Origin of the sequence: Allobosea sp. LjRoot237 (genome assembly GCF_964253285.1) — a bacterium.
Classification (GTDB): domain Bacteria; phylum Pseudomonadota; class Alphaproteobacteria; order Rhizobiales; family Beijerinckiaceae; genus Allobosea.
Map to the genome: position 1 here is coordinate 99,116 of NZ_CAXUQP020000002.1, position 22,953 is coordinate 122,068.

At 67.1% G+C, this 22,953-nt stretch carries 17 protein-coding genes; 10 read left to right on the forward strand and 7 right to left on the reverse strand.

Annotation, left to right across the window (positions count from 1 at the left end; all coding sequences use genetic code 11):
* Positions 1-10: 10 nt before the first annotated feature.
* The 3 genes from fdhF to ACSQ24_RS28065 are packed head-to-tail and all read left to right on the forward strand — an operon-like array spanning position 11 to position 3,991.
* Entirely contained in the window at positions 11-2,893 is a 2,883-nt protein-coding gene (gene fdhF, locus ACSQ24_RS28055; RefSeq protein WP_436098070.1) for a formate dehydrogenase subunit alpha, read from the forward strand.
* On the forward strand, positions 2,880-3,725 hold the full coding sequence (gene fdhD / locus ACSQ24_RS28060) for a formate dehydrogenase accessory sulfurtransferase FdhD (protein ID WP_436098071.1): 846 nt from the start codon (positions 2,880-2,882) through the stop codon (positions 3,723-3,725). The genes fdhF and fdhD overlap by 14 nt, the downstream gene beginning before the upstream one ends.
* Positions 3,722-3,991, forward strand: coding sequence for a formate dehydrogenase subunit delta (locus ACSQ24_RS28065; RefSeq protein WP_436098072.1), 270 nt, complete (start codon positions 3,722-3,724; stop codon positions 3,989-3,991). Before fdhD ends, ACSQ24_RS28065 begins: the two co-directional genes overlap by 4 nt.
* A 28-nt stretch (positions 3,992-4,019) precedes the next feature.
* Here the strand turns inward: ACSQ24_RS28065 and ACSQ24_RS28070 are convergent, their stop codons facing one another.
* From ACSQ24_RS28070 to ACSQ24_RS28100, 7 genes are all read right to left on the reverse strand, one after another.
* Positions 4,020-6,503 carry a glycoside hydrolase family 2 protein gene (locus ACSQ24_RS28070; protein ID WP_436098073.1) on the reverse strand — a complete coding sequence of 828 codons (2,484 nt, stop codon included), beginning with the start codon at positions 6,501-6,503 and terminating at the stop codon, positions 4,020-4,022.
* Between the two features lie 4 nt (positions 6,504-6,507).
* Positions 6,508-7,521: a DUF1839 family protein gene (locus tag ACSQ24_RS28075; RefSeq protein ID WP_436098192.1), complete on the reverse strand. Its 1,014-nt coding sequence runs from the start codon at positions 7,519-7,521 to the stop codon at positions 6,508-6,510.
* A 5-nt stretch (positions 7,522-7,526) separates the two neighbouring features.
* On the reverse strand, positions 7,527-8,447 hold the full coding sequence (locus ACSQ24_RS28080; RefSeq protein ID WP_436098074.1) for an amino acid--[acyl-carrier-protein] ligase: 921 nt from the start codon (positions 8,445-8,447) through the stop codon (positions 7,527-7,529).
* A 4-nt stretch (positions 8,448-8,451) separates the two neighbouring features.
* Positions 8,452-9,636, reverse strand: a complete 1,185-nt coding sequence (locus ACSQ24_RS28085; RefSeq protein ID WP_436098193.1) for an acyl-CoA dehydrogenase family protein — start codon at positions 9,634-9,636, stop codon at positions 8,452-8,454.
* Between the two features lie 50 nt (positions 9,637-9,686).
* Positions 9,687-9,932, reverse strand: coding sequence for an acyl carrier protein (locus ACSQ24_RS28090; RefSeq protein WP_436098075.1), 246 nt, complete (start codon positions 9,930-9,932; stop codon positions 9,687-9,689).
* Between the two features lie 278 nt (positions 9,933-10,210).
* A complete protein-coding gene (locus tag ACSQ24_RS28095) occupies positions 10,211-11,449 on the reverse strand; it encodes a hypothetical protein (protein ID WP_436098076.1) in 1,239 nt (412 codons plus the stop codon).
* 14 nt (positions 11,450-11,463) lie between these two features.
* Complete coding sequence (locus ACSQ24_RS28100; protein WP_436098077.1) at positions 11,464-13,446, reverse strand: GumC family protein; 1,983 nt, start codon at positions 13,444-13,446, stop codon at positions 11,464-11,466.
* 426 nt (positions 13,447-13,872) lie between these two features.
* Here ACSQ24_RS28100 and ACSQ24_RS28105 point away from each other — a divergent pair, with 426 nt between their 5' ends.
* From ACSQ24_RS28105 to ACSQ24_RS28135, 7 genes are all read left to right on the forward strand, one after another.
* A complete protein-coding gene (locus tag ACSQ24_RS28105; protein ID WP_436098078.1) occupies positions 13,873-15,099 on the forward strand; it encodes a glycosyltransferase family 4 protein in 1,227 nt (408 codons plus the stop codon).
* Complete coding sequence (locus tag ACSQ24_RS28110; protein ID WP_436098079.1) at positions 15,096-16,478, forward strand: lipopolysaccharide biosynthesis protein; 1,383 nt, start codon at positions 15,096-15,098, stop codon at positions 16,476-16,478. The genes ACSQ24_RS28105 and ACSQ24_RS28110 overlap by 4 nt, the downstream gene beginning before the upstream one ends.
* Entirely contained in the window at positions 16,475-18,262 is a 1,788-nt protein-coding gene (locus ACSQ24_RS28115; protein ID WP_436098080.1) for an alpha/beta fold hydrolase, read from the forward strand. The genes ACSQ24_RS28110 and ACSQ24_RS28115 overlap by 4 nt, the downstream gene beginning before the upstream one ends.
* Positions 18,259-19,287: a glycoside hydrolase family 5 protein gene (locus ACSQ24_RS28120; RefSeq protein WP_436098081.1), complete on the forward strand. Its 1,029-nt coding sequence runs from the start codon at positions 18,259-18,261 to the stop codon at positions 19,285-19,287. The genes ACSQ24_RS28115 and ACSQ24_RS28120 overlap by 4 nt, the downstream gene beginning before the upstream one ends.
* The gene (locus tag ACSQ24_RS28125; RefSeq protein ID WP_436098082.1) at positions 19,284-20,435 is read left to right on the forward strand and encodes a glycosyltransferase family 4 protein; all 1,152 of its coding nucleotides are present in this window, start codon (positions 19,284-19,286) and stop codon (positions 20,433-20,435) included. The genes ACSQ24_RS28120 and ACSQ24_RS28125 overlap by 4 nt, the downstream gene beginning before the upstream one ends.
* Positions 20,436-20,563: 128 nt before the next feature.
* Positions 20,564-21,271, forward strand: coding sequence for a GntR family transcriptional regulator (locus ACSQ24_RS28130; RefSeq protein WP_436098083.1), 708 nt, complete (start codon positions 20,564-20,566; stop codon positions 21,269-21,271).
* 83 nt (positions 21,272-21,354) lie between these two features.
* Entirely contained in the window at positions 21,355-22,941 is a 1,587-nt protein-coding gene (locus ACSQ24_RS28135) for an ABC transporter substrate-binding protein (RefSeq protein WP_436098084.1), read from the forward strand.
* Positions 22,942-22,953 lie beyond the last annotated feature (12 nt).

Sequence of the window (22,953 nt, forward strand, 5' to 3'; positions counted from 1 at the left end):
GGAGGCATCGATGAGCCTGATCAAGGAAATCGATTTCGGGACGCCGATCCGGGTCGCCGAGAAGACGGTGACGCTGACTATCGATGGTGAGAGCGTCACCGTCCCGGCCGGGACGTCGGTGATGGCGGCGGCGATGAGCGTCGGCACCAAGATCCCCAAGCTCTGCGCCACCGACTCGCTCGAGCCCTTCGGCTCCTGCCGGCTCTGCCTGGTCGAGATCGAGGGCAGGCGCGGCACGCCCGCCTCCTGCACGACGCCGGCCGAAGACGGCATGATCGTACGCACCCAAACGGAGAATCTGTCCGCGCTGCGCAAGGGTGTGGTGGAGCTTTACATCTCCGACCACCCGCTCGACTGCCTGACCTGCTCGGCCAATGGCGATTGCGAACTCCAGGACATGGCCGGCAGCGTCGGCCTGCGCGAGGTGCGCTACGGCTATGACGGCGAGAACCACGTCAAGCCGGCGAGCACCGAAGGCTATGCCAACGAAAACTGGCTGCCGAAGGACACCTCAAACCCCTATTTCACCTACGATCCGACGAAATGCATCGTCTGCAATCGCTGCGTGCGCGCCTGCGCCGAGGTCCAGGGCACCTTCGCGCTGACGATCACCGGCCGCGGCTTCGACTCGCGCGTCGCTGCGGGCCCGACCGATTTCCTCGGCTCCGAATGCGTCTCCTGCGGCGCCTGCGTCCAGGCCTGTCCGACCGCGACGCTGATGGAGAACAAGGTGATCGAGCTCGGCCAGCCCGAGCATTCCAAGGTCACGACCTGCGCCTATTGCGGCGTCGGCTGCTCGTTCAAGGCCGAGATGCAGGGTGACCGCGTCGTGCGCATGGTGCCCTACAAGGACGGCAAGGCGAACGAGGGCCATTCCTGCGTCAAGGGCCGCTTCGCCTGGGGCTATGCGACCCATCAGGACCGCATGACCAAGCCGATGATCCGCAAGAAGATCACCGATCCCTGGCGCGAAGTGTCGTGGGACGAGGCGATCGGCTACGCCGCCAGCGAGTTCAAGCGCATCCAGGCGAAGTATGGGCGCGAGTCGGTCGGTGCGATCACCTCCTCGCGCTGCACCAATGAGGAGGTCTTCCTCGTCCAGAAGCTGGTGCGCGCCGCCTTCCGCAACAACAATGTCGATACCTGCGCCCGCGTCTGCCATTCGCCAACCGGCTACGGCCTGAAGACGACGCTCGGCACCTCGGCCGGCACGCAGGACTTCAAATCGGTCGAGAAGGCCGACGTCATCCTGGTCATCGGCGCCAACCCGACCGACGGCCACCCGGTCTTCGCCTCCAGGATGAAGAAGCGCATCCGCCAGGGCGCACGCGTCATCGTCGCCGACCCGCGCCGGATCGACATGGTCAAGTCGCCGCATATCAAGGCCGACTACCATCTCCCGCTCAAGCCCGGCACCAATGTCGCGCTGATCAACGCCATCGCCCATGTCATCGTCACCGAGGGGCTGATCGACGAGGATTATGTCCGCGAGCGCTGCGACCTCGCCGATTTCGAGGTCTGGGCCCGCTTCGTCGCCGAGGAGCGCAACTCGCCCGAGGCGAGCGAGGCGTTCACCGGCGTGCCGGCGGCCGATGTCCGCGGCGCGGCCAGGCTCTACGCCACCGGCGACAATGGCGCGATCTTCTACGGTCTCGGCGTCACCGAGCACAGCCAGGGCTCGACCATGGTGATGGGCATGGCCAACATCGCCATGGCGACCGGCAATATCGGCCGCGACGGCGTCGGCGTGAATCCGCTGCGCGGCCAGAACAACGTCCAGGGCTCCTGCGACATGGGCTCGTTCCCGCACGAGTTCACCGGCTACCGCCATGTCTCCGACGACGCCACGAGGCAGATCTTCGAGACGATCTGGGGCGTGCCGCTCGATTCCGAGCAGGGCCTGCGCATCCCCAACATGCTCGACGAGGCGGTCGGCGGCCATTTCAAGGGGCTCTATGTCCAGGGTGAGGATATCGCCCAGTCCGACCCGAACACCAAGCACGTCACGGCCGGCCTCGCCGCGATGGAATGCGTCGTCATCCAGGACCTGTTCCTGAACGAGACGGCGAAATACGCCCATGTCTTCCTGCCGGGCTCCTCCTTCCTGGAGAAGGACGGCACCTTCACCAATGCCGAGCGCCGCATCAACCGCGTCCGGCAGGTCATGGCGCCAATGTCAGGCAAGGCCGAGTTCCAGGTCACGCTCGATCTCGCCAGGGCACTGGGCTACGAGATGAGTTACGCACATCCGAGCGAGATCATGGATGAGATCGCGCGGCTGACCCCGACCTTCGCCGGCGTCAGCTACAAGAAGCTCGACGAGCTCGGCTCGGTGCAGTGGCCCTGCAACGAGAAGGCGCCGGCCGGCACCCCGCTGATGCATGTCGACCGCTTCGTGCTCGGCAAGGGCAAGTTCATGATCACGGAGTTCGTGGCGACCGAGGAGCGGACCGGACCGCGCTTCCCGCTGATCCTCACCACCGGGCGCATCCTCTCGCAGTACAATGTCGGCGCGCAGACCAGGCGCACCGAGAACAGCCGCTGGCACGAGGAGGACGTGCTGGAAATCCATCCGTTCGACGCCGAGAGCCGCGGCATCAAGGATGGCGACCTCGTCGCGCTGGCGAGCCGCTCGGGCGACATCTCGCTACGCGCCGAGGTTTCGGAGCGGATGCAGCCGGGCGTAGTCTACACCACCTTCCACCATGCGCAGACCGGCGCCAACGTCATCACCACCGATTATTCCGACTGGGCGACGAACTGCCCGGAATACAAGGTCACCGCGGTCGAGGTCCGGCGGACGAACTATTATTCCGAATGGCAGGAGCGCAATCGCGAGCAGGATATCTCGCTGCGCCTGATCGCGGGGCGCTTGCCCGATGCCGCGGAATAGCCCGCCCGCCCAACCACCGGCGAGCCACGCGGTCCAGGTCCGGACCGTGCGCTTCGGCGCGGGCGATCGGGCGCTCGATGCGAGCGCCGAGGTCGCCGTCGAGTCGCCCATCAACATCGTCTACGGCAATCTGCCCTATGCGGTGATGATGGCGACACCATCCGACATCGAGGATTTCGTCGCCGGCTTCAGCCTGACCGAGGGCATCGTCCGCAGCGTCGACGAGATCAGGAGGATTGCGCTCGCGCCGCAGCAGGACGGCATCGTCGTCACGGTCGAGCTGGCGCCCGGCCGCTTCCGCGAGCATCTCGCCCGCCGCCGCAACCTCTCGGGCCGCACCTCCTGCGGGCTCTGCGGCGTCGAGGGACTCGCCGAACTGCCGACAGCCGAGGCACGCGCGGCCGAGGCGGTCGCGATCGCACCCGCGGCAATCGGCACAGCACTGTCCGGGCTCGAGCGCCAGCAGCCGCTGCACCGCCTGACCCGTTCGGTCCATGCCGCTGCCTGGTGCGACCGCGATGGCGCGATCCTGGCGGTGCGCGAGGATGTCGGCCGCCACAATGCCCTCGACAAGCTGATCGGCGCCCGCCTGCGCGCCGGCCATGATGCGAGCGATGGCTTCGTCCTGGTCACCAGCCGCGCCTCCTTCGAGATGGTCGAGAAGGCAGCGATCTTCGGCGCGGGCGCGCTGGTTACGATCTCGGCGCCGACCTCGCTGGCGATCGAGCGGGCGAACGCGCTCGGCCTGACCCTGGTCTGCATCGCGCGCGCCGACTCCGCCACTGTCTTTGCCGGACGCCTCGCCGACACCGTGGAGCGCGCAGTGATATGATCGAGGCGAAGAGCAGCGAAGCGATGACCCGGGATCATGCCAGCGAGAACCTCGCCAAGCTCGCCCTCATGGCCAATCAGATCGGCGGCTTCTTCAAATCCTACCCGGACGAGCAGGCGGTCGCTTCGATCGCCGATCACATCAACCAGTTCTGGACGAAGCGCATGCGCGAGGATTTCCGCGCCGGCTTCGAGAAGGATGCGTCAGCCCTGTCGCCGCTCGTGCGGCAGGCCCGCGCCAAGGTAAGGCCCGCGCCAAGCGGTTAGACGGCCGCGACGGCCGAAACCGACGCTCTCATCCGCCCGTCGCGTAGCTCGCGCGATCGATCGCGTTGACGGCGCGGACTTCGCCCGCCGGCTCGCCACTGGCCCCTTCGCGTCGGCGCAAGCGGATGCGCCGCGGCTCGCCCGGCGCCAGATGGAACCAGTTCTGTTCGGGCCGCCAGCCATGGTCGACGATCTCGACCGATTGCGCCAAGCGCTGGGTCGAGAGCACGAGCCACCAATCGTCGCCGTCGCGCTCCAGCTGCGCGGCAAGTCCGCAGCGATGCCGCTCATGGCCGCGCCCGAGCGGGAAATGGAAAGCCTCCGCCAGCACCTCGCCGCTCGTGGCGTCCCGCAGTACGGCCGAGGTCACGTCATGGCCGGGCGGGCCGAAGCGGTAGGCATAGGCGATATCGAAGAAGCGGCCGATCAGCTCGAAGGCCGACAGCGTCGTCGCCGAGCGCGGACCGAGCGCGACCTCGCGCTTCGCTTGCACGACGGCAACCTCACCGGCGCGCCAGCAGGTCAGCTCGACGGTCGCGGCCAACGGCTCAGGACGCTCGTTCAGGAGGTGCAAAGCGAGGCCGTTCACGCCTTCGTCGGTGAGCGCGAGCTGGACCGGCCGGAAGGCGCGGGCGAGCCCGTACCAGGCCGATTTTGGCTCGCCATCGCTGGCGATCACACCCCAGCCGGCGCCGGGCTGGAGATCCTGCAACAGCCAGACCAGTGCGCCGCGCGTCGGCGAGCCCGGCCGGCGCCATTCGGCGAAGGTTTCCTCCATCACCTCGGCAACGGTCGCGCGCGACAAGGCGAAATAGCGCTCTGGGTCCTCGCGGCGCAGCCGCGCCGGTTCGAGCCCGTAGAGCCGCTCGAGATAGTGATCGCGCACATCCTCGAAATCCCAGGAGGCGCCGGCATCGCGCGGCACGGCCCGTTTCCAGTCGGGATGGTGGGTGATCGCCGGCGGCTTGCCGCTCAGCAGCGAGATTTCCTCCGGCACATTGGCGAAAGCGAGGCTCTCGGCGGCGAAGCGGACATTGGCGCGGCGGGCATCGTCGAGGCCGCGCATATAGGCGCCGACGCCGTAATAATGCGTCACACCCTTGTCGGCGACGAAGGGCAGCGGCCCGCCCGAGGGCGAGTTCGGGACATAGGCGATGTCGGGTCGCAGGCGGGCGACCGCCTCCGGCAGCACCTCGTCGAAGACCGGGCCCGACCAGGCCTCCGGCGGCGCGCCCAGCATCGCCGATTGCTGGAAGACTTCGCTGCCGCCGCAGAGCACGGCGAGGCAGGGCGAGCCCTGCGTGCGCCCGAGCAGCGCCTCCACCTCCGCCTTGATCGCCGCACGGAAACCGGCATCGCCCTGCGGGTAGTCGAAATTGGCCAGCATCATCTCCTGCCAGACCATGATGCCGAGCTCGTCGCAGAGCGCGAAGAAGGCGTCGTCCTCATAGCTCATCACGCCGGGCAGGCGGATCATGTTCATCCCGGCCTCGCGCGCCAGCCTGAGCCAGGGCTCGTACGCGGCGCGGCCACCCGCCAACGTCGTGACGTCGGCATTGCTCCAGCAGGCGCCGCGGCAGAACACCGGCACGCCGTTGACGATAAGACCGAAGCCTTCGCCGTCGGCGCCGCGATCCACTTCGAGTGAACGGAAGCCGATGCGGCCGAGATCGATCGTCTCACCATCCAGCTCGAGGGTCAGGTCATGCAGCGCCGGCTCACCATGGGTATGCGGGAACCAGGGTGCGATGCTGGAAAGAGATAATGTGCCGGCTAACTTCCCTTTGCCATCCACATGCAAAGCCACTTCGCCACCAGTGCAGCGCATGATGACGCTACCTGGCAGCGACGCATTCGCGGCAAGCGTCAGGCTGAGCGCAACAATGCCGGTCTGCCCGTCATAACTCGTGCGCAAATCGACGGCTTCGATCCCCGCTGCATCCGCCTTTCTCTCGATTCGCAACACCGGGCGATAGGGCCCAGTCGGCAGGCCGGGCGGGCACCAGCCCGGCATCGAGCCGAGCGCGCTGGTGCGGAACCAGCGCAGTCCGTTGGGCTGGATCATCGCCGGTCGCCAGCGGGCACGGCGCGGGGCGGCGGCGAGCTTTGGCGCCAACGCACGGAAGCACAGCGCGATCTCGGTCCCGGCAGCGCAATCGACCGTGAGCTCGACGGCTGCAAACATTGACGAGCTTTCAGCCCGCTTGACGCCGTCGATCCAGATCTCCGTGACGGTCGCCAGTCCCTCGAAGCGCAGACGCCCGTTCAGCGGCTCGGTCAATCGCGTGCGATACCAGTGATCCTGCTGGCCGATCGCATCGGCGCCGGTGTCGTCGAGCCGGCCGAGGGAGCGCAGCGTGCCGGCGACCGTGCCGGGCACGGCGGCCTCCCGCCAGTCGCCGTTCCCCAGCAGATCGGCCGGCGTCGCAACCGCGTCGGCCATTGTCGCGAGCCAGGACCAGCCCTCAAGCGGCAGGGCCCGTTCGCCGGAGCGCGCGACGATGCGGGCCATCGCCTCAGCCGGGGAAGCGCTGGCCGAGCGCTTCGCTGACCTGATCGTATTCGCCCACGAGCCCGGCAAGCGTCGTGTCGAGACGCTCGAAGCGCTTCTGCTTCATCGCCCTTGCGAGATGGAACTGCGCGACCTTTGCGCCTTCGGCGATGCGCAGCGCACCGTCTCGGGCCGCATCCAATCCTTCGACGCTCTGGCCGAGCCAGGACAGATGGCTGGCGAGCAGCTCAAAATTGGCGCCGAGCTGGCGCAGCGTATTGAAGGCATAGTGATGGAAGGCCGCGCCCGGCCGCTCGGCCAGAGCCTCGGCCTGCGCCGTGGCGACGGCTCGAAAGGCCGCGACAGGATTATCCTGCGGCCGGCGCGCGACATGCCGGGCGAGCAGCCTCAGCGCGGTCGCGCGCAGGGCGGCTTCGTCCGGCCGGCGCTGCGGCAAACGAACCATCTCGGCATAGGGAAAGAGCGTGTCCTCGCGCATCTGCCCCGGCAGCAGCCGGAACAGCCCGTCGAAATCCTCTCTGACAGCGCGGTGCAGCCCGTCATTGTGAAAATAATCGAGCTCGCGGGCGGCACGGTCGAGCCGGTTCACCGCGATCGTCGTCTTGCCGTGGCTGTCGCGATAGGAGACGCCGCGCGTGTCGGGCATGTAGAAGGAATCGAGTTCGAGCAGCACCAGCCGGCCGAGCGCGATCTGCTGCTCGATATGACCGATCAACTCGTCATAGAGCGCGAGCTCCGTCACCTTAAGGCCGTAGAGCGCTTCGAGATCGTCGAGCGGCGGCTTGAAGAAGGTGAACTGGTCGCCCTCGAAATCCTGGGTGATGGTGAAGCCGAAGGCCGCCGCCGGCTCCAGTCCGAGCGCATGCAGGATCTCGATCCAGAGGTCGGCATAGCAATTGGTCTGCGGCCAGTGCCGCTCGCCGGCATGCATGGCATGCCTGTCATAGGCGAGCGGGTCGACCGGCAGCAGCCGGCCCACGATGGCCGCAGGCTCGGCAATCTTGCGCTGGGCCGTCATCGCACTCACGGCCAGAGCACGTCGCGGACAGCGGCCGGCCAGCGCGCGACGTCGTAGCCATGGTGCTTGAACAAAGCGAGTGCGACCCGCTCCATGCCGAAGCCGACGCAAGCCGTGTGCGCGGTCTCGCCGGCCGAGGTCTCGATGCCCCAGGTCGTGCCGAAATGGTCCTGATGGTAGTTGAAGGAGAGGCAGGCGGTCGGCTTCTCCTCGCTCTCGATCGGGATCAGGAGCTCGAACTTCAGGCGCTGATCGCGCTGGTTGTTGGCGAGCATGCGGCCGGCGCGGCCGAAGAACGGGTCGTTGGCGACATCGACATGCAAGGGCACGCCGAGCGAGGCCATCATCTCCTGACCGCGCTCGAGCCAGAGCGCACGGAACTCCGTGACCTGCTCGGGCGTGCCGAAGCGGACATATTCGCGCATCCGGAAGAGCTGCATCCGGGCCGGGTCCTTCGAGGGCTCGTGCCGGAAGCAGTAGGATTGCAGGTCGAACAGCGCGCCGTCCGGCTTGAGCGGCCCGCGCTTGGCGACGACCGGGTAGAGCACGTAGCAGGCGGCCGGGGTCAGCACGACGTCCGTCGACTTCTGGCCGCCGGTCCAGTCGTGCCCCTCGGCGACGTTGTGCAGCAATTCTGCATGGGCGCGCTCGTCGCCGTCGAAGGCGTGCACGGTGCCGGCGAGCTGCGGGAAGCTCTTGAGATAGCCGCTCTTCTCGAAAGAGCTGCGGCTCATCGCCGGCGGGAAGCGCGCGACCTCGGCGCCGTCCTTGCCGCCATAGCGGGTGATCAGCAGGTCGAACTGGGCGACGACCTCCTCGAACAGGCCGCTGCGGCCATAGAGCCCGTCGACACCGGTGTCGATCAGCAGGCCGTTATCGATCAGCTCCGCAAGGAAGCCCTGCGGCTGGGGGCAGTTCTGGCACATGCGATCACCGGGAAAGGCTGGGGTCGTGCTTGTACACGGCCAGCAGGTTGGAGGTGTTGCCGAGGATTCGGTCGTTGTTGATCATGATCGGTGCCGAGAGCGCATCGCGCATCAGGCGCGCCAGGCTCGCCGGGCTGTCGTTGCGATAGCCCTGGATGCCGCAGATCAGGAAGGTCTGCATGACGATCTCGCCGACGCTCTGCGACGCGACGACCTTGATGCTGTTCATCGCCACGACGAAGCCCATCGAGGAGAGCTCGTCGGCGTCGCTGCGGGCGCGCTCGTAGCGGTCGAGCCCGGCGACGACCAGCGCCTTGAACTGCTGCAGGCGGGCGAGCAGCTCGGCCAGGCGCAGCGCGCTCGGCGGTGTCGAGCCCGGACGCTTGCGCGCCTCGCTGCGCACGAAACCCTCGGCGCGGGCGACGGCCTCAGCCGCTATGCCGTACCAGACCGAAGCCCAGAGCAGATGCGCGTTCGGCAGCATCGACTGGGCCGCGATCTCGGCGAAGGGCACCGGGATGATCTGCACGGCGGGGGCCCGGCCGGCGAAGGTGAAGTTGTCGGAGCAGGTGCCGCGCATGCCCATCGTGTCCCAGGCCGCGCTGCGCTCGAGCTGGTACTGGTCCTTGGTCAGGACGGACATGACCTGGTCGGACGGCGGCGCTTCGGGGGTGCGCCTGGACGTGATCAGGATCGCGTCGGCCTGCGCACCATAGGAGATCAGGCAGCCTTCCTTATCGAGCGCGAAGTCGTCGCCCTCGCGCACCACGCCGCAGATCGACGAGCGCAGGTCGCCGCCGACGCCGCCGCCCTCGGTCGTCGCCGACGCCAGCAGGAGCTGCTCGCGGGCGATGCGCGCCATGAAGGAAGCGTGCCAGGGATCGTCACCGCAGTGCACCACCAGGCTCGACACCTTGATCTGGTGCATCGCGTAGATCATGCCGGTCGAGCCGCAGGCCTGGGCCAGCACCGCGCAGATCTCGGAAATCGTCGAGAGGCTCGCCTGCTCGCCGCCCTGCGCAGCCGGGATCATGATCCCGAGCAGACGCTCGCGCTTCAGGGCCTCGAAGGCCTCATGCGGGAAGCGCGAGTTCGCATCGACATCCGCTGCATGCTCGGCCGCGATCTTGGCGACCTTGCGCGCCGTGGCGACCATCGCCTTCTGCGCCTCGGCGCTTGCGCCGGGCATCTCGGATGTGAGCTGGTAGCCGGCTTCGGCCAGGCGGGCGAGCGTCGTCATCAGACGTGCTCGCTCTGGATGGTGCGGATCGCGTTCTCGATCGAGGCGATCGAGGCGAAGTTGCGCCGGTTCATCATCATGTCGGGGAATTCGACCTCGAAGGCATCTTCGAGCGCCATCATCAGCTCGACCGTGCCGAAGGAGGTGAGGCCGGCATTGTAGAGATCGGCCTCGTCACTGAGGGTGCCGACGTCGACCGGCAGCTTGCCGGTGGTCTTGAGGATTTCGCGGATCCTGGTCTTCATCTCTCGTCCTGCCCTGTCCCGTGTCACTGGCGCGGCGTCGCAGCGGCCTAGCCTCGGCATACGGAGGTAAACGCTCGCGCAGGGCGCGGTCGCAGTATCCGTCGTGAGGCTTTCCGTCGATTGGTGTGACGCCGTGTCGTTCTTTGCGTCAGGCCTAACGCATAAAATTTAAAGTTGCCTTGCGCACATCATGGAAAGCACCGGCAATGCGCTTTACTGGCTGACGTTTGGACATGTGGTAAATAGCTGGTTGCTCGAATAGCTGAGATGCAGCCGGTTCAGCCCGTTGCCGCCACGGAATAGGCTGGTTCAGCGTCGCGCTCTGCGGCCTTGGCGGGCTCGGCGCCCGCATCGGCATCGCTCGATCCGGTCATGAACCAGAGCAATGCGGCCGTCTTGATCGAGTAGACGGAGTCACTGACGATCATCAGCAGGCAGATATAGGTCGCGACGCAGACCTTGAAGCGCCAGGCGCGGGGCGTTCTCTCCGGCGCGAAGATGAACAGGCTCCAGAAGCCGATCACCCCGAGCAGCCCGATCTGGTTGAGCGAATAGGCGTAGCCGGAATCGGACAGGAAGGGCTTGTCCGGCGACAGGCCGAAGACCGCGGCTGGCGAGAGCGAGGTGATGAGCCGCGCCGTCCAGAGCATGCGACCCATGAAATTGTTCTGCCAGTTCACCTCGGCGCTGACGAAGCCATAGATCGCAAGCCCGATCAGCGCGACGAAGGGCGCAGCCAGCCAGATGAAGCGCGGCGTGCGCGGCGCCACCAGATAGGCGATCGTCGCGACGATGCAGACATTAGCGCCGAAGCGCGAGTCGCTGAGGACGATCGCCGTCAGCCCCGTAGCCATGGTGAGCCAGCGCTTCGCCATGCCCGGCCGGTTGAGCGTCCAGATATAGAGGATCGCGCCGAAATTGCCGGTCGAAATCGGTTCGAGGAACACCGAGGAGGCCCGGTGCGGCCCGAGGAACGGCAGGAGCGTGCGCGAGTCCGGTCTGAGGCCGCTGGCGAAGAGCGCACCGGTCTGGGCGCTGACATCACTCGGCGCCACCGTGCCGCGCGCGACATAGTATTTGATGATGTTGAAATAGGAGACGTAGACGTCGAGCGCGAGGAATTCGAACAGGCCGAAGGCGACGACGATGAGCCCGCAGAGCAAGGCGGCGCGATCCGCCAGTCTTATATCATTGCAGCTCTTGCCGAGCAGATAGAAGGCGATCGGGATCAGGAAGTCGCGCACCGCCTTGGGATCGATCAGCGGCCGCATCGCCATCAGCAGGACGGCGTAAGAGAAGAAGATCGCCAGCAGCAGATAGGGCGCGGCATTGCGGCCGAGGCCGAGATAGAGCGCGGCCGCGACCAGCACCACCTCGCAGCCCATCACCATGGTATCGTTGATGCCCATGACGTTGGTGTTGATGAAGCACAGCGCCATGTTGAAGGTGAGCGCGCCGATCAGCAGCGCGATCGGCAGGGTCGGGAGAGGCCGGCTCGGATCAAAGCCGTCAGCCATGGCCGAGGGCCTGCTCACGCGGCCGCCTGTGCCGGACGCCGCAGCCAGCGCGCCGCCACGCTGGACACACCAACTCCCGCGCTCTCGGGAACGACGAGCGCGACAATGTGCTCTCCGGCCGGGTCGATCGCAGCGGCCTGATCGACGAGGCTGCGGGTGGTTTCGCCGGCGAGCGAGGTTGCGAACACGATCGCGTCCGGCCGTGCGCTCGCCTTGCCGTCGGCCTGCGCGGTCCGCCGCATGATGATGAAGTTGCGCGGCCGCCCCGGCCGGGCCGGCGCGACCGCGGCGGGCTCGATCCGGCGGATGTTCATGTCGCGGCCAGTCCCGTCCTGGCAGAGTAGAACGCTCTCGCCATGTGCCGCCAGGCTGTTGGCGAGGTGCTCGGCGAGCGCCGCCTGCGTGGCATCGTCGACCGAGCCGGCGATCATCACCGAAGCCGGCAGATGCGGGCCGAGCGTCTTCTGCAGCAGCCGCGTGATCGGCAGGAGCGCATCTTCACGGCCGGCGGCCCGCGCCGGCAGCGATATCACGGTGCCGACACCGATGGCCCGGCCGGCAGCTTCCGGCGTGAGCGGCTTTGCTATCTGGGGCAGGAGCCGCGATGTCGGCAGCCATTCGATGAGATAGGCGAGCCCGAGTCCGGCGCAGCTGCCGAAAAGCAGCGCAGCTGCGATCACCAGCAGGGCCGGCGGTTGGCTGGCGACCGCCGGCGCTACGGCTTCGGACAACATGCGGGAATTATTCGTCTCGATCCGCTTCTGCTGCTCGAGCTCCTTGGCGCGCTGCAGCGAGGCGCTGTAGACCACACGCACCGCTTCGGCCTCGCTTTCGAGCTGGCGCAGCTTGATCTGGGCGGCGCCACTGACCTCCTGCGACTTGGTCAGCTCCGTCGCCCGCTTCCTGAGATTGGCAAGATTGGCCTCGGCCTGGCGATAACCTTCCTGCACTGTGGAACGCAGACGGGCCAATTCCCCGGCGAGAAGCCGGCGCGTCTCGGCGAGCTCGGCCCTGATCTCGATCAGACGCGGATGTTGCGGCGCGAGCGTCTGGGCAAGGCTCGCCGCCTCGCGCGCGCTCTGGGCATATTGCCCACGCAGCGAGGTCACCACCGACGAGGTCAGCGCTTCCGGCAGCGTGTCGGACAGCGGATCGCGGTTTTGATAGCGGGCGAGCTGGTCGCGCCGCGCCTGTTGGCGTGCGAACTCGGCCTCGGCTTGGCTGATCTGGCCGTAGAGGTCGCGCAATTGCTGCGAGATGATGAGCCCGCCCTCGCCGGTGCTGACGAGGCCATGCTGGCTGCGGAAGCTCTGGACGGCGCGCTCCGCCGTATCGAGCTGCGTGCGCAGGCCGGAGATCTGGTCGATCAGCGTCACGTTGGCGCGCTCGACCACGGAGCGACGCCCATCATTGCCCTGGCGGAAGTAGACCTGGGCCAGCCCATTGGCGATATCAGCCGCTTTCTGGGCTCGCGGATGCGAGACGATGATGCGGAAGACCAGCGAGTTCTCGACGCGCTGGATCACGATCGACTTCTTGAGCGCGTCGACCATCTGCGCGAGGCGCTGGTCGGGCGTCGGCTGCACGAGCCGGCCGAGCAAGCGCGAGATCAGGCCGGGCGGGCGATTGAAAGCAGGATCGTTCTCGAGGTCGAGATCCTCTATGACCTGGCGCAGCACGCCGGTCGAGGTCATCACCAGCGCCTGGCTGTCGACATTGGCGAAATCGATCGAGGCCGAGGTATCGGTGCGCACGATGTCCTTGCCGACGACCTGCAGCGCCTGCGGATCGACGAGGAGTTCCGCCGTGGCCCGGTAGATCGGGGTCTGGACCGAAAGATAGGCGAGTGCGAGCAGCAGGCAGAGCGCCGCGCTCGCGATCACCAGCCAGCGGCGCCGATGCAGCAGCTGGAGCAGTTCGGGCAGGCTGAAGGCAGCAGAGAGCCGGCCCGGCGCCGACGCGTCGTCTTTTCCACCTGCCTCGAACGCAGCCGGCACCGCAAATCTCCTCGAACCGTCCCGATACCGCGCGCATCCGCGTCCGGATGCGCCGACCGGATCGGCTGGAATTCCACCGCGCATCCTGTCGATCTGTGGTTAATATTTCGGTAACGGAATAATTACGATTTGACTCAAGTATTAAAAGATTCGATTATTTGGAAATTAACTAAATAACCAGCGCACACAAAAGGAATATTTCGCTTAGCGGTCGTCGATGATAGTTCAATATTTACGAAAGTTGGCGGTATCGGAAGCCTTTTTCGATTGCGCAGCCGCGATCCGCGCGATCCCGTTCACGCCCCGTTTACAACAGGGAGAAATCCCCCGGCCACGCCAACGTTTGCTTAGCTCGTGCCGCGTATCCCTACCAAAGGGAAAGGCCGGCCCAGCAAACGCGCCGTGACGAGGACAGGTCCAGACCGCATGCGTATCCTGATGGCCTGTGCAGCTTTCCCGCCCTTCATCGACGGTGGCGGGCCGATCTCGGCGATGATTGTCGCCAGGCTGCTGCGTGCCGCCGGCCATGATCTGACCGTGGTGAATGTCGCCGGCGAGGACCGGCACGAGATCTATGACGGAGTGCCAGTGCATCGTCTGCGCTCGCTCAACATCGACTGGAACTACCGGGTGCCGCGCCCGGCCTGGAAGAAGGCGATCTGGCATGCGCTTGAGAACTTCAACCCGCGCGCCTTCCTGGTCATGCGCCGCGAGATCAGGCGCCTGCGCCCAGACATCGTGCTGACCGACTCGATCGAGAACATCAATGTCGCGACCTGGGCTGCGGCGAAGAGTTGCGGCGTGCCGGTGGCACATATCCTGCGCAGCACCTTCTTGCTCTGCTGGAAGGGCAGCATGTGGCGTGGCGGCGACAATTGCGGCCGCGCCTGTGTGTCCTGCCAAGCGACTTCGTATGGCAAGAAAGTGAATTCGCGCTTCGTCGACGCCGTCATCGGCGAGACCGATTTCATCATCGGCCGCCATATCGAGCACGGCTATTTCCCGCATGCGACCATGCATCCGATCCCCGGCGCGATCGCGCCTGTGCCCGGCGCCCTACCCCGCACCGCGCCGCCCATTGATCGCCCGCTGCGCGTCGGCTTCATCGGCGTCCACGATCCGGTCAAGGGCCTCGACACGCTGGCCGCCGCCGCTCATCGGCTTGCAGGCGAGGCGGTCGAGTTCCTGATCGCCGGTAGTGGCCAGAGCGATTACGCCAGGGCGCTGCCCGGACGCTTCCCGACCCATAACACCCGCTTCCTCGGCTGGACGAAGCCGGACGAGTTCCTGCCGCAGGTCGATGTCCTGGCCGCCCCCTCGCTGTTCCGCGAGCCCTTCGGCCGGGTGGTGATCGAGGCCTTCGCCCATGGCGTCCCGGTGATCGGCGCCAGGTCCGGTGGCATCCCCGAGACGATCCAGCCCGGTGTCAATGGCGCCCTGTTCGAGCCGGGCGACGATGCGGCGCTGGCAGAGGCGATCATGGCCTTTGCCCGCGACCGCAAGCTCGTGGCCACGCAATCGGCCGGCGCGCTTGCCGCGGCGGCCCGCTATACGCCAGACCGCATTGCGGCCGCCTATGGCGCCGTCTTCGACAGCCTCGTCGGCAAGCCGGCCGAAGATGCCCTCCTGCAACCGCGGGAGGCTCGGCCGTGAAGGTGCTGCTGGAGCTGGCATGGACCGGAGCGGGCCGCTTCCTGCCCGCCTTCTCGTCGCGCTTCAGCAGTACGCTGCTGAGCTTCTTCGTGCTGCTCGTTGCGAGCCATTTCCTGCCGACGCAGGAATACGGGCTCTATGTCTTCCTGTTCTCGATCGGCAGCGCGCTCGGGCTGATCGCCGTGCTCGGCCAGCAGATCCTCGTGGTCAAGCATTACCGCCGGACCGAGGCGAGCGGCCACCCCCTCAACCAGGCGCTTCTCGGCGTCAACGCCCGCTGGCTCGCGCTCGGCTGTTTCGTGCTGCTGGCTGCGGCCCTGCCGCTCTGGCTCTTCACCGAGCGGCTGCCGCCGACCTATCATTATCTCTGGCTCGCCTTCGTCTTCGCCGCGATCTTCGCTCTCAGCGAATACCTCCAGAACTATTTCCGCATCCACGGTCGCATCAACATGTCGCTCGTGCCGCGCGAGATCGTCTGGCGCGGCACCTCGATCCTGTGCATCGGAGCAGCCGGCCTCGGCGGCGTCCTGACCGGTGGCGCGGGGGCGATGGCGATCGTCACCGGCCTGCTCGCCGCGACCACGCTCTACCAGAGCGTCTGCTTCCTCCAGGACGAGGGGGTGGGTTGGCTCAAGGCGCGCGACCGGGTGCCGGCGGAGACCCATGGCGAGTGGCGCCGGGAAAGCGGCTATTTCATCGCCAACAACGTGCTGAACTCGGCCTCCGCCTATCTTGAGACGATCCTGATCGGCGCGTTGCTCGGCCTTAACGAAGCCGGCTTCTATTTCGTCGCGTTGCGGATCTCGATGCTGCTCTTGCTGCCTCTGGCGGCGATCGACACGGTCGGCATCCCGATGATCGCCGCCCGCTTCCAGAAATCCGACACAGCCGGCGCGCAGCTGCTGATCGGGCGGCTGTCCTTCGCGAGCTTCTGCATCTCGCTCCTGGGTGCGCTGGCGCTCGCCGTCGTCGCGCCCTTCATCCTGCATGTGTTCAACCCGGAATTCGTCAAGCATGAGGACGTGCTGACCGCGCTCTGCGTGCTCTCGGTCTCGCTCGCCTTCTTCGGTCCCGGCTCCTGGCTGCTGATGATCGGCGGCGGCGAACGTTTCTTCCTGATCGCGCGGGCAATCATGTTCGTCCTCTATCTCGGCCTGCTCTACGGGCTGGCGCGTATCGGCGGGCTGATGGGCATCGCCATCGCCGGGCTGATCTTCAGCACCGCCTCGAGCCTCGCCGCCTGGTACTGGATCAAGCAGAAATGGCGGATCGACAACATGGCGACCGCCTTCATCCGGCCCTTCCTGTTCGGCGGCACGCCGGCGGAAAAGGCAGCCCCGCTACCGACCGGCCGTGCCACTGAGGGAGCTGGCCGATGACGGTAGCCGCAGCCTACCGTATCGACCCGGCCGGCGAGGTCTCTGCGACGGCGCCCTCGCTCTTCGGCACGCCGGTGACCTTCGGCCGCAGCATGGGCGTCTTCCATCCCGGCAACGCTCCGGTCGCGGTGCTGATGCTCGGCGCCGTCGGCTATGAGGAACTCTGCCTGCGCGCGACCTGGCGCAGCCTGGCACAGGCGCTCTCGGACAAGGACATCGCCTGCCTGCGCTTCGACTATCCCGGACAGGGCGACGCCCAGGAAGCCGCCGATCCGCAAGGGCTGGACGACTGGTTCGAGACGGTTCGCGCCGCCGCAGAGTTGCTGCGCCGCGCCAGCGGCTGCGAGCGCCTCGTCCTGCTCGGCCAGGGACTCGGCGGAACGCTGGCGCTCAAGCTCGCCGAAGACCTCGCGCCGATCGCGGCAACCGTCCTCATGGCGCCAGTCGGCAACGGCAAGCGCTATCTGCGCGAGCTTGCGGCCTGGACGCGCATCGTCTCGGATCGGATCGGCATCGGCACGGACCCGGACGACGACACCCGCTGCGCCGTGGCCGGCCTGCGCATCGCGCCCGGCCGACTGCCAGCGATCGCTACGCTTGGAACAACCGCGCTCCAGCAGGCGCCGTCCGAACAAGTCCTGCTGCTCTCGCGGTCCGGCCATGGCGGCGACGCGGCCCTGGCCGAGACGCTCGCTGGCCTCGGCGCCGTCGTGACGCAGCGTGTCTATGAAGGCTACGAGACGCTGACCACCGACCCGACCGCGGCCCGCCCGCCCAAAGCGACGATCGCTGGTATCGTCGACTGGATCGCGGAACGAGCCAAGGCGACTCTCGCTGCGCCCGCTGGCATCAAGGCGCCCCAGCTACCCGGCCCGGCGGAAGGCGTGCTTGGCGACGGCTTCATCGAGCGGCCGATCCGCTTCGGCCCGGATGGGCGCCTTTTCGGCGTGCTCTGCGAGCCGCTCGGACCGGCAGCGCGCGAGCCCATCGTCTTCGTCAATGCCGGCCGCGACTATCATATCGGCTGGGCCCGGGTCAGCGTGAACCAGGCCCGCGCCTTCGCCCAGCGTGGCATCGCCTCGCTGCGCTTCGACGCCAGCAGCGTCGGCGACAGCGGAACGGCTGCCGGCGGGCCGGCGGAGATCCTCTATTCGCAGGCGCAGATCGACGATGTCCGCCTCGCCATCGACGCCATGCAGGCGCGCGGCTTCGACGCCCCGGTCCTGATCGGCCGCTGCAGCGGCGCCTATGCCGCCTTCCATGCCGCTGTCGTCGACGCGCGCATCCGCCGCCTCGTCATCGTCAACAATGAGCGCTTCGTCTGGGACCCCGACGAAAGCGTCGAGGATGCGATCCGCTATGCCCATCGCAGCGCCGGCGATCTCGGCGCGACGCTGGCCCGCAAGGACGGTTTGCGCCGCCTGCTCACCGGCAAGCTCCGCGTCGGTCCGGCCGGGCGCTATCTCATCTACCGCTATCGCAAGCGGCTTTCGGTCAAGCTCGCGCCCTTGCTCGGCCGATTGACCAAGCATGGCCGGCTCCATCATCAATGCCATCGTCATTTCGCGGTGCTGGCCGAGCGCAAGGTCGCACTGTCGCTGCTCTATGCCGATGGCGATGTCGGCCTGGCCGAGCTCCAGACCTATTTCGGCGAGGCCGGCAAGGGCCTCGCCGCCTATCCCAACGCGTCGCTGACAATGATCCCGGACGCCGACCACAACTTCACGCATCTCGCCGCCGGGCGACGCCTGCTCGATGCGCTGCTCAGGATCGTCGCGCCGTGAGATCAGCCGTTCTAGCTTTGGCGCTGATCGCCGCACTGCCTGCGCAAGCCGAGATCTGCCTGCGTGGCGTCAACCTCTCGGGCGCCGAGTTCGGCGATCTGCCGGGCAAGGTCGACACCGACTACACCTATCCCAGCGAAGCGGCGATCCAGCGGCTCGGCAAACTCGGCATGAGCGCCATCCGCCTGCCCTTCCGCTGGGAGCGCCTCCAGCCTCAGCTTAACGGCTCGCTCGACATCATGGAGCTCGCCTATCTCGACCAGACGGTCCGCCGGATCGAGGAGGCTGGACTCGTCGCCATCATCGACCTGCACAATTACGGCTACTACGCCAAGAAGCAGCTCGGCTCGGCCGAGCTCCCGGCCGCAGCGCTCGCCGATGTCTGGGGCAAGCTCGCGCAGCATTATCGCGACCGCCCCAAGCTCGTCTTCTCGCTGATGAACGAGCCCTACGACATCAACAGCGCGGATTGGGCGAAGATCCAGAACACCGCCATCGCCGCGATCCGCAAGGCGGGCGCCAAGCAGCTCCTGCTGGTCACCGGCACGGCCTTCGGCGGCGCCCATAGCTGGACCTCCGATCTGCCCGTCGGCAACAATGGCCGCGATCTGCTCGGCGTCGTCGACCCGCTCGACCGCTACGCCTACGACTTCCATCAATATCTCGACGCCGACTATTCCGGTCGCGCCCCGGAATGCTCGGCCGCCGCCGGCGCGCTGAAGGGGATCGACGACGTCACGACCTGGCTCAAGGCGCATGGTCGCCGCGGCTTCCTCGGCGAGTTCGCCGCCTCGAACCGGTCCGAATGCCTCACCACCCTCAGGCAGATAGTGACGAAGCTCGACGCCAACCCACAGCAATGGCTGGGCTGGACCGCCTGGGGCGCCGGGGCCTGGTGGCCCGCGGACTATATTTTCAACCTCGAGCCGACCCCGGCCGGCGAGCGCCCGCAGATGAAGCTGCTGACTCAGCGCTTCAAGGCGAAGAAGCCCAGTGCTATTTGCGGTCCGGAGGCCAAACCGTGACTGCTCCCTTCTCCCACCGCTCCGCGCCCGCAGTGCCGGCGGGTACCCGCATCGTCCATGTCGTGCGCCAGTTCCTGCCCAATCGCGGCGGGCTCGAGGATGTCGTCGCCAATCTCTGCCGGGCGCAGCTGGCGGTCGGACTGCAACCGTCCGTGGTGACACTCGATCGCCTGTTCTCGCAGCCGGATCTCGTCCTGCCGGCAAGCGAGGTCATCGACGGCATCACGGTCACCCGCATTCCCTTCCGCGGCTCGACGCGCTATCCGCTCGCGCCTGAGGTCTTCGCCCATCTGCGCGAAGCCGATCTCGTCCATGTCCATGCGGTCGACTTCTTCTTCGATGCGCTCGCCCTCGGCTGGCTGCTGCATCGCAAGCCGCTCGTCGCCACCACCCATGGCGGATTCTTCCACACCGGCGACTTCGCCAGCCTGAAGAAGCTCTGGTTCAACGGCCCGACCCGGCTCTCGGCCCAGGCCTATCGCGGCATCGCCGGCTGCAGCAGCAACGATGCCCGCATGTTCGAGCGGCTTGCGCCCGGCAAGGTCCGGGTGATCGAGAACGGCGTCGACCTCGACAAGTTCGCCGGCGCCTCCAGCCTGGAGCCGCAGCGCCGCCTCGTCAGCATCGGGCGCTTCTCGAAGAACAAGCGGCCGGACCGGCTGATCGCGATGATGGCTGTGCTGGCGCGGCGCGAGCCGGGCTGGCATCTCGACATGCTAGGCGTCACCTCCGACTGGACCGAAGAAGCGCTGCGCGCCGCGATCGCCGCCGCCGGCATGGAGCAGAACGTGACGCTCCATCTCGGGCTGGGCGATGCTGCGGCGAGGCAGGTGATGAGCCGCGCCTCGCTCTTCGTCTCGGCCTCCGAATTCGAGGGCTTCGGCCTCGCACTGGTCGAGGCGATGAGCGCCGGCCTCGTGCCGGTCGTCCAGCCAAACGCCGCCTTCGCAGGCCTAGCCAGCAAGTTTCCCGTGGTCCGGACGGTGGACTTCGCCGATCCGGAGGAAGCGGCGGCGGCAATCGAGCAGGCCCATGCCGATCTCGTCCGCTTCCCCGGCAACACCCGTCCGCGCCTGTCTGACCTCGCACCCTATTCCTGGAACGAGGTCACCCGCCGCTATCTCGAATTCTACGCCGCGGCGCTCTGACATCTCGACGCAATCGCCCTCCGCCGGCGCAAGGAAACCCTTGCGCACGGCGGACTTCTGGCTTTGTAATAGTGGATACACTCATACAAAGCTGCTAACCGGGCATCGGCGGCGCGCAGGGGAACGGGATGAGCTTCGCCTCGAAAGGGATGGCCGCCACGGCGCAGGACGAGGCCTACCGCGCCATCCTGCAGGACATCCGCAGCGGCCGCTACCAGCCCAGCGAGCGGCTGATTCCGGAGACGATCGCGCGCGAGCTCGCCATGAGCCGCATGCCGGTGCGCGAGGCCTTTCAGCGCCTCGCCAATGAGGGGCTCGTCGTCATCCGTCCTAATCGCGGCTGCGTCGTCTCGGGCCTGACCATCGAGGAGATCTACGAGCTCTTCGAGATTCGCTCAGTGCTCGAAGGGCTGGCGGTCCGCCTCGCCATGCCGCGCTTCGACGCCGCGGCGCTGGCCGAGCTCGACGACCATGTCGTCCGCATGCACCGCGCCGGCGCGGCCGGCGGCGCCGACTGGCTCAGCAAGCACCAGGCCTTCCACGCCTATATTTGCGGCCTGAGCGGACGGCCGAAGCTGATCTCCCAGATCGCGGCGCTGCACATCGCCGTCGAGCCGTACATGCGCGTCTGGCTCCACCACGTCGCCCAGCCCGCCCACGCCACCGAGCGCCAGGACGAGGTCGTCGAGGCAATCAGAACCGGTGACGCCGAGCATGCCGAGGCGGTGATGCGCGACCATGTCCTGCGCACGGCGCCCCGCCTCGCCGAGTTCCTGCGCAGCCGCGGCCAGGCAACCGGAGCTCCATCGACCTTGCCGGCCAGCACGCAGATCTGAACCAAACGACGCAGCGGCTCGCCAGAAGCCCGCGATCCCGAGGACGCCCGAGGATCAGCCTTAAAAGAACGAGGGGAATCACAATGGATCGACGCCAATTCCTGAAAGCTTCGGCCGCGACGGCCTTCCTGCCGGCAGCACCGCATCTCGCCAGCGCGCAGGATGCCAAGACCCTGCGCTTCGTGCCTTATTCCGACGTCGCGATCATTGATCCGATCTGGACCAACGGCTACTCGACGCGCACCCATGCGCTGCTCGTCTGGGACACGCTCTACGGGCTCGACGACCAGTTCCAGCCGCAGCCGCAAATGGTCGAAGGCCATGTCGTCGAGGATGACGGCAAGCGCTGGACGCTGACGCTCCGGCCCGGTCTCGTCTTCCATGACGGCAGCAAGGTGCTGGCGCGCGACGCCGTCGCCTCGATCAAGCGCTGGGGCGTGCGCGACACCTTCGGCCAGGCGCTGATGGCCGCGACCGACGAGCTCTCGGCGCCGGACGATCGCACCATCGTCTTCCGGCTGAAGACACCGTTCCCGCATCTGCCGACCGCGCTCGCCCGCCCGAGCGCACTGGTCGCCGCGATCATGCCCGAGCGCCTCGCACAGACCGACCCGTTCAAACAGATCCCCGAGGCGGTCGGCAGCGGCCCCTATCGCTATCTCACCGCCGAGCGCATCGCCGGCGCCCGCCATGTCTATGCCCGGCACGAGGCTTACGTCCCACGTTCCAGCGGCACGCCGAGCTTCACCGCCGGCCCGCGCACGCCCTATCTCGACCGCATCGAATTCAACGTCATGCCCGATGCCGCAACCGCGGTCTCGGCGCTGCAGACCGGGGCGGTGGACTGGGTCGAGCAGCCGATCATCGATCTTCTGCCGTTGCTGCGCAAGGATCCGAACATCGTGGTCGAGGTCAGGGACCGGACCGGCATGGCCGGGCAGCTCAGGCTGAACCATCTGCAGCCGCCCTTCAACAACCCGGCGATCCGCCGCGTCATCCTCAAGGCGATCGACCAGGAGGACTGCATGAACGCGGTCTGCGGCGGCGATCCGCAGGTCGAGCGCGGCAGCATCGGCTTCTTCCCGAACAACTCGCCCATGGCTTCGGATGTCGCCGCCCCGGCTCTGAAGGGACCGAAGGATTTCGGCAAGCTCAAGCAGGAGCTCGTCGCCGCAGGCTACAAGGGCGAGCGAGCGGTGTTCCTCGCAGCGCAGGATGTGCCGCGCATCGCCTTGGTCTGCGATGTCGCGGCCGATGCGCTGAATAAGATCGGCGTCAATGTCGACTTCGTCGCTGCCGACTGGGGCACGGTGCTGCAGCGCATCGGCAATCGCAGCCCGGTCGAGCAGGGCGGCTGGAGCTGCTACATCACCTACTGGTCCGGGCTCGATCTCGGCTCGCCGGCGACCAGCTCGCCCTTGCGTGGTAACGGCGCCAAGGGCAGCCCGGGCTGGCCCGACAGTCCGCAGATCGAAGCCTTGCGCGCCCGCTGGCTTGGGGCCGCCGATCCAACACAGCAAAAGGCGATCGCCCGCGAGATCGAGCTGCAGGCGATGCAGGACGTGCCCTATGTTCCGGCCGGCCAGTACCTGCAGCCGGTCGCCTACCGCAAGAACCTCACCGGAATGCTGAACGGCGTCCCGGTCTTCACCAATCTCCGCAAGGGCTGAACGCCCTTCGTT

Bases quoted from the DNA above. Each gene is read 5' to 3' on its own strand.
- ACSQ24_RS28130 (WP_436098083.1), top strand. From the start codon at position 20,564: ATGAGCTTCGCCTCGAAAGGGATGGCCGCCACGGCGCAGGACGAGGCC.
- ACSQ24_RS28065 (WP_436098072.1), top strand. From the start codon at position 3,722: ATGATCGAGGCGAAGAGCAGCGAAGCGATGACCCGGGATCATGCCAGC.
- ACSQ24_RS28095 (WP_436098076.1), bottom strand. From the start codon at position 11,449: ATGGCTGACGGCTTTGATCCGAGCCGGCCTCTCCCGACCCTGCCGATC.
- ACSQ24_RS28075 (WP_436098192.1), bottom strand. From the start codon at position 7,521: ATGACGGCCCAGCGCAAGATTGCCGAGCCTGCGGCCATCGTGGGCCGG.
- fdhF (WP_436098070.1), top strand. From the start codon at position 11: ATGAGCCTGATCAAGGAAATCGATTTCGGGACGCCGATCCGGGTCGCC.
- ACSQ24_RS28105 (WP_436098078.1), top strand. From the start codon at position 13,873: ATGCGTATCCTGATGGCCTGTGCAGCTTTCCCGCCCTTCATCGACGGT.
- fdhD (WP_436098071.1), top strand. From the start codon at position 2,880: ATGCCGCGGAATAGCCCGCCCGCCCAACCACCGGCGAGCCACGCGGTC.
- ACSQ24_RS28115 (WP_436098080.1), top strand. From the start codon at position 16,475: ATGACGGTAGCCGCAGCCTACCGTATCGACCCGGCCGGCGAGGTCTCT.
- ACSQ24_RS28070 (WP_436098073.1), bottom strand. From the start codon at position 6,503: ATGGCCCGCATCGTCGCGCGCTCCGGCGAACGGGCCCTGCCGCTTGAG.
- ACSQ24_RS28080 (WP_436098074.1), bottom strand. From the start codon at position 8,447: ATGTGCCAGAACTGCCCCCAGCCGCAGGGCTTCCTTGCGGAGCTGATC.
- ACSQ24_RS28090 (WP_436098075.1), bottom strand. From the start codon at position 9,932: ATGAAGACCAGGATCCGCGAAATCCTCAAGACCACCGGCAAGCTGCCG.
- ACSQ24_RS28085 (WP_436098193.1), bottom strand. From the start codon at position 9,636: ATGCCCGGCGCAAGCGCCGAGGCGCAGAAGGCGATGGTCGCCACGGCG.
- ACSQ24_RS28135 (WP_436098084.1), top strand. From the start codon at position 21,355: ATGGATCGACGCCAATTCCTGAAAGCTTCGGCCGCGACGGCCTTCCTG.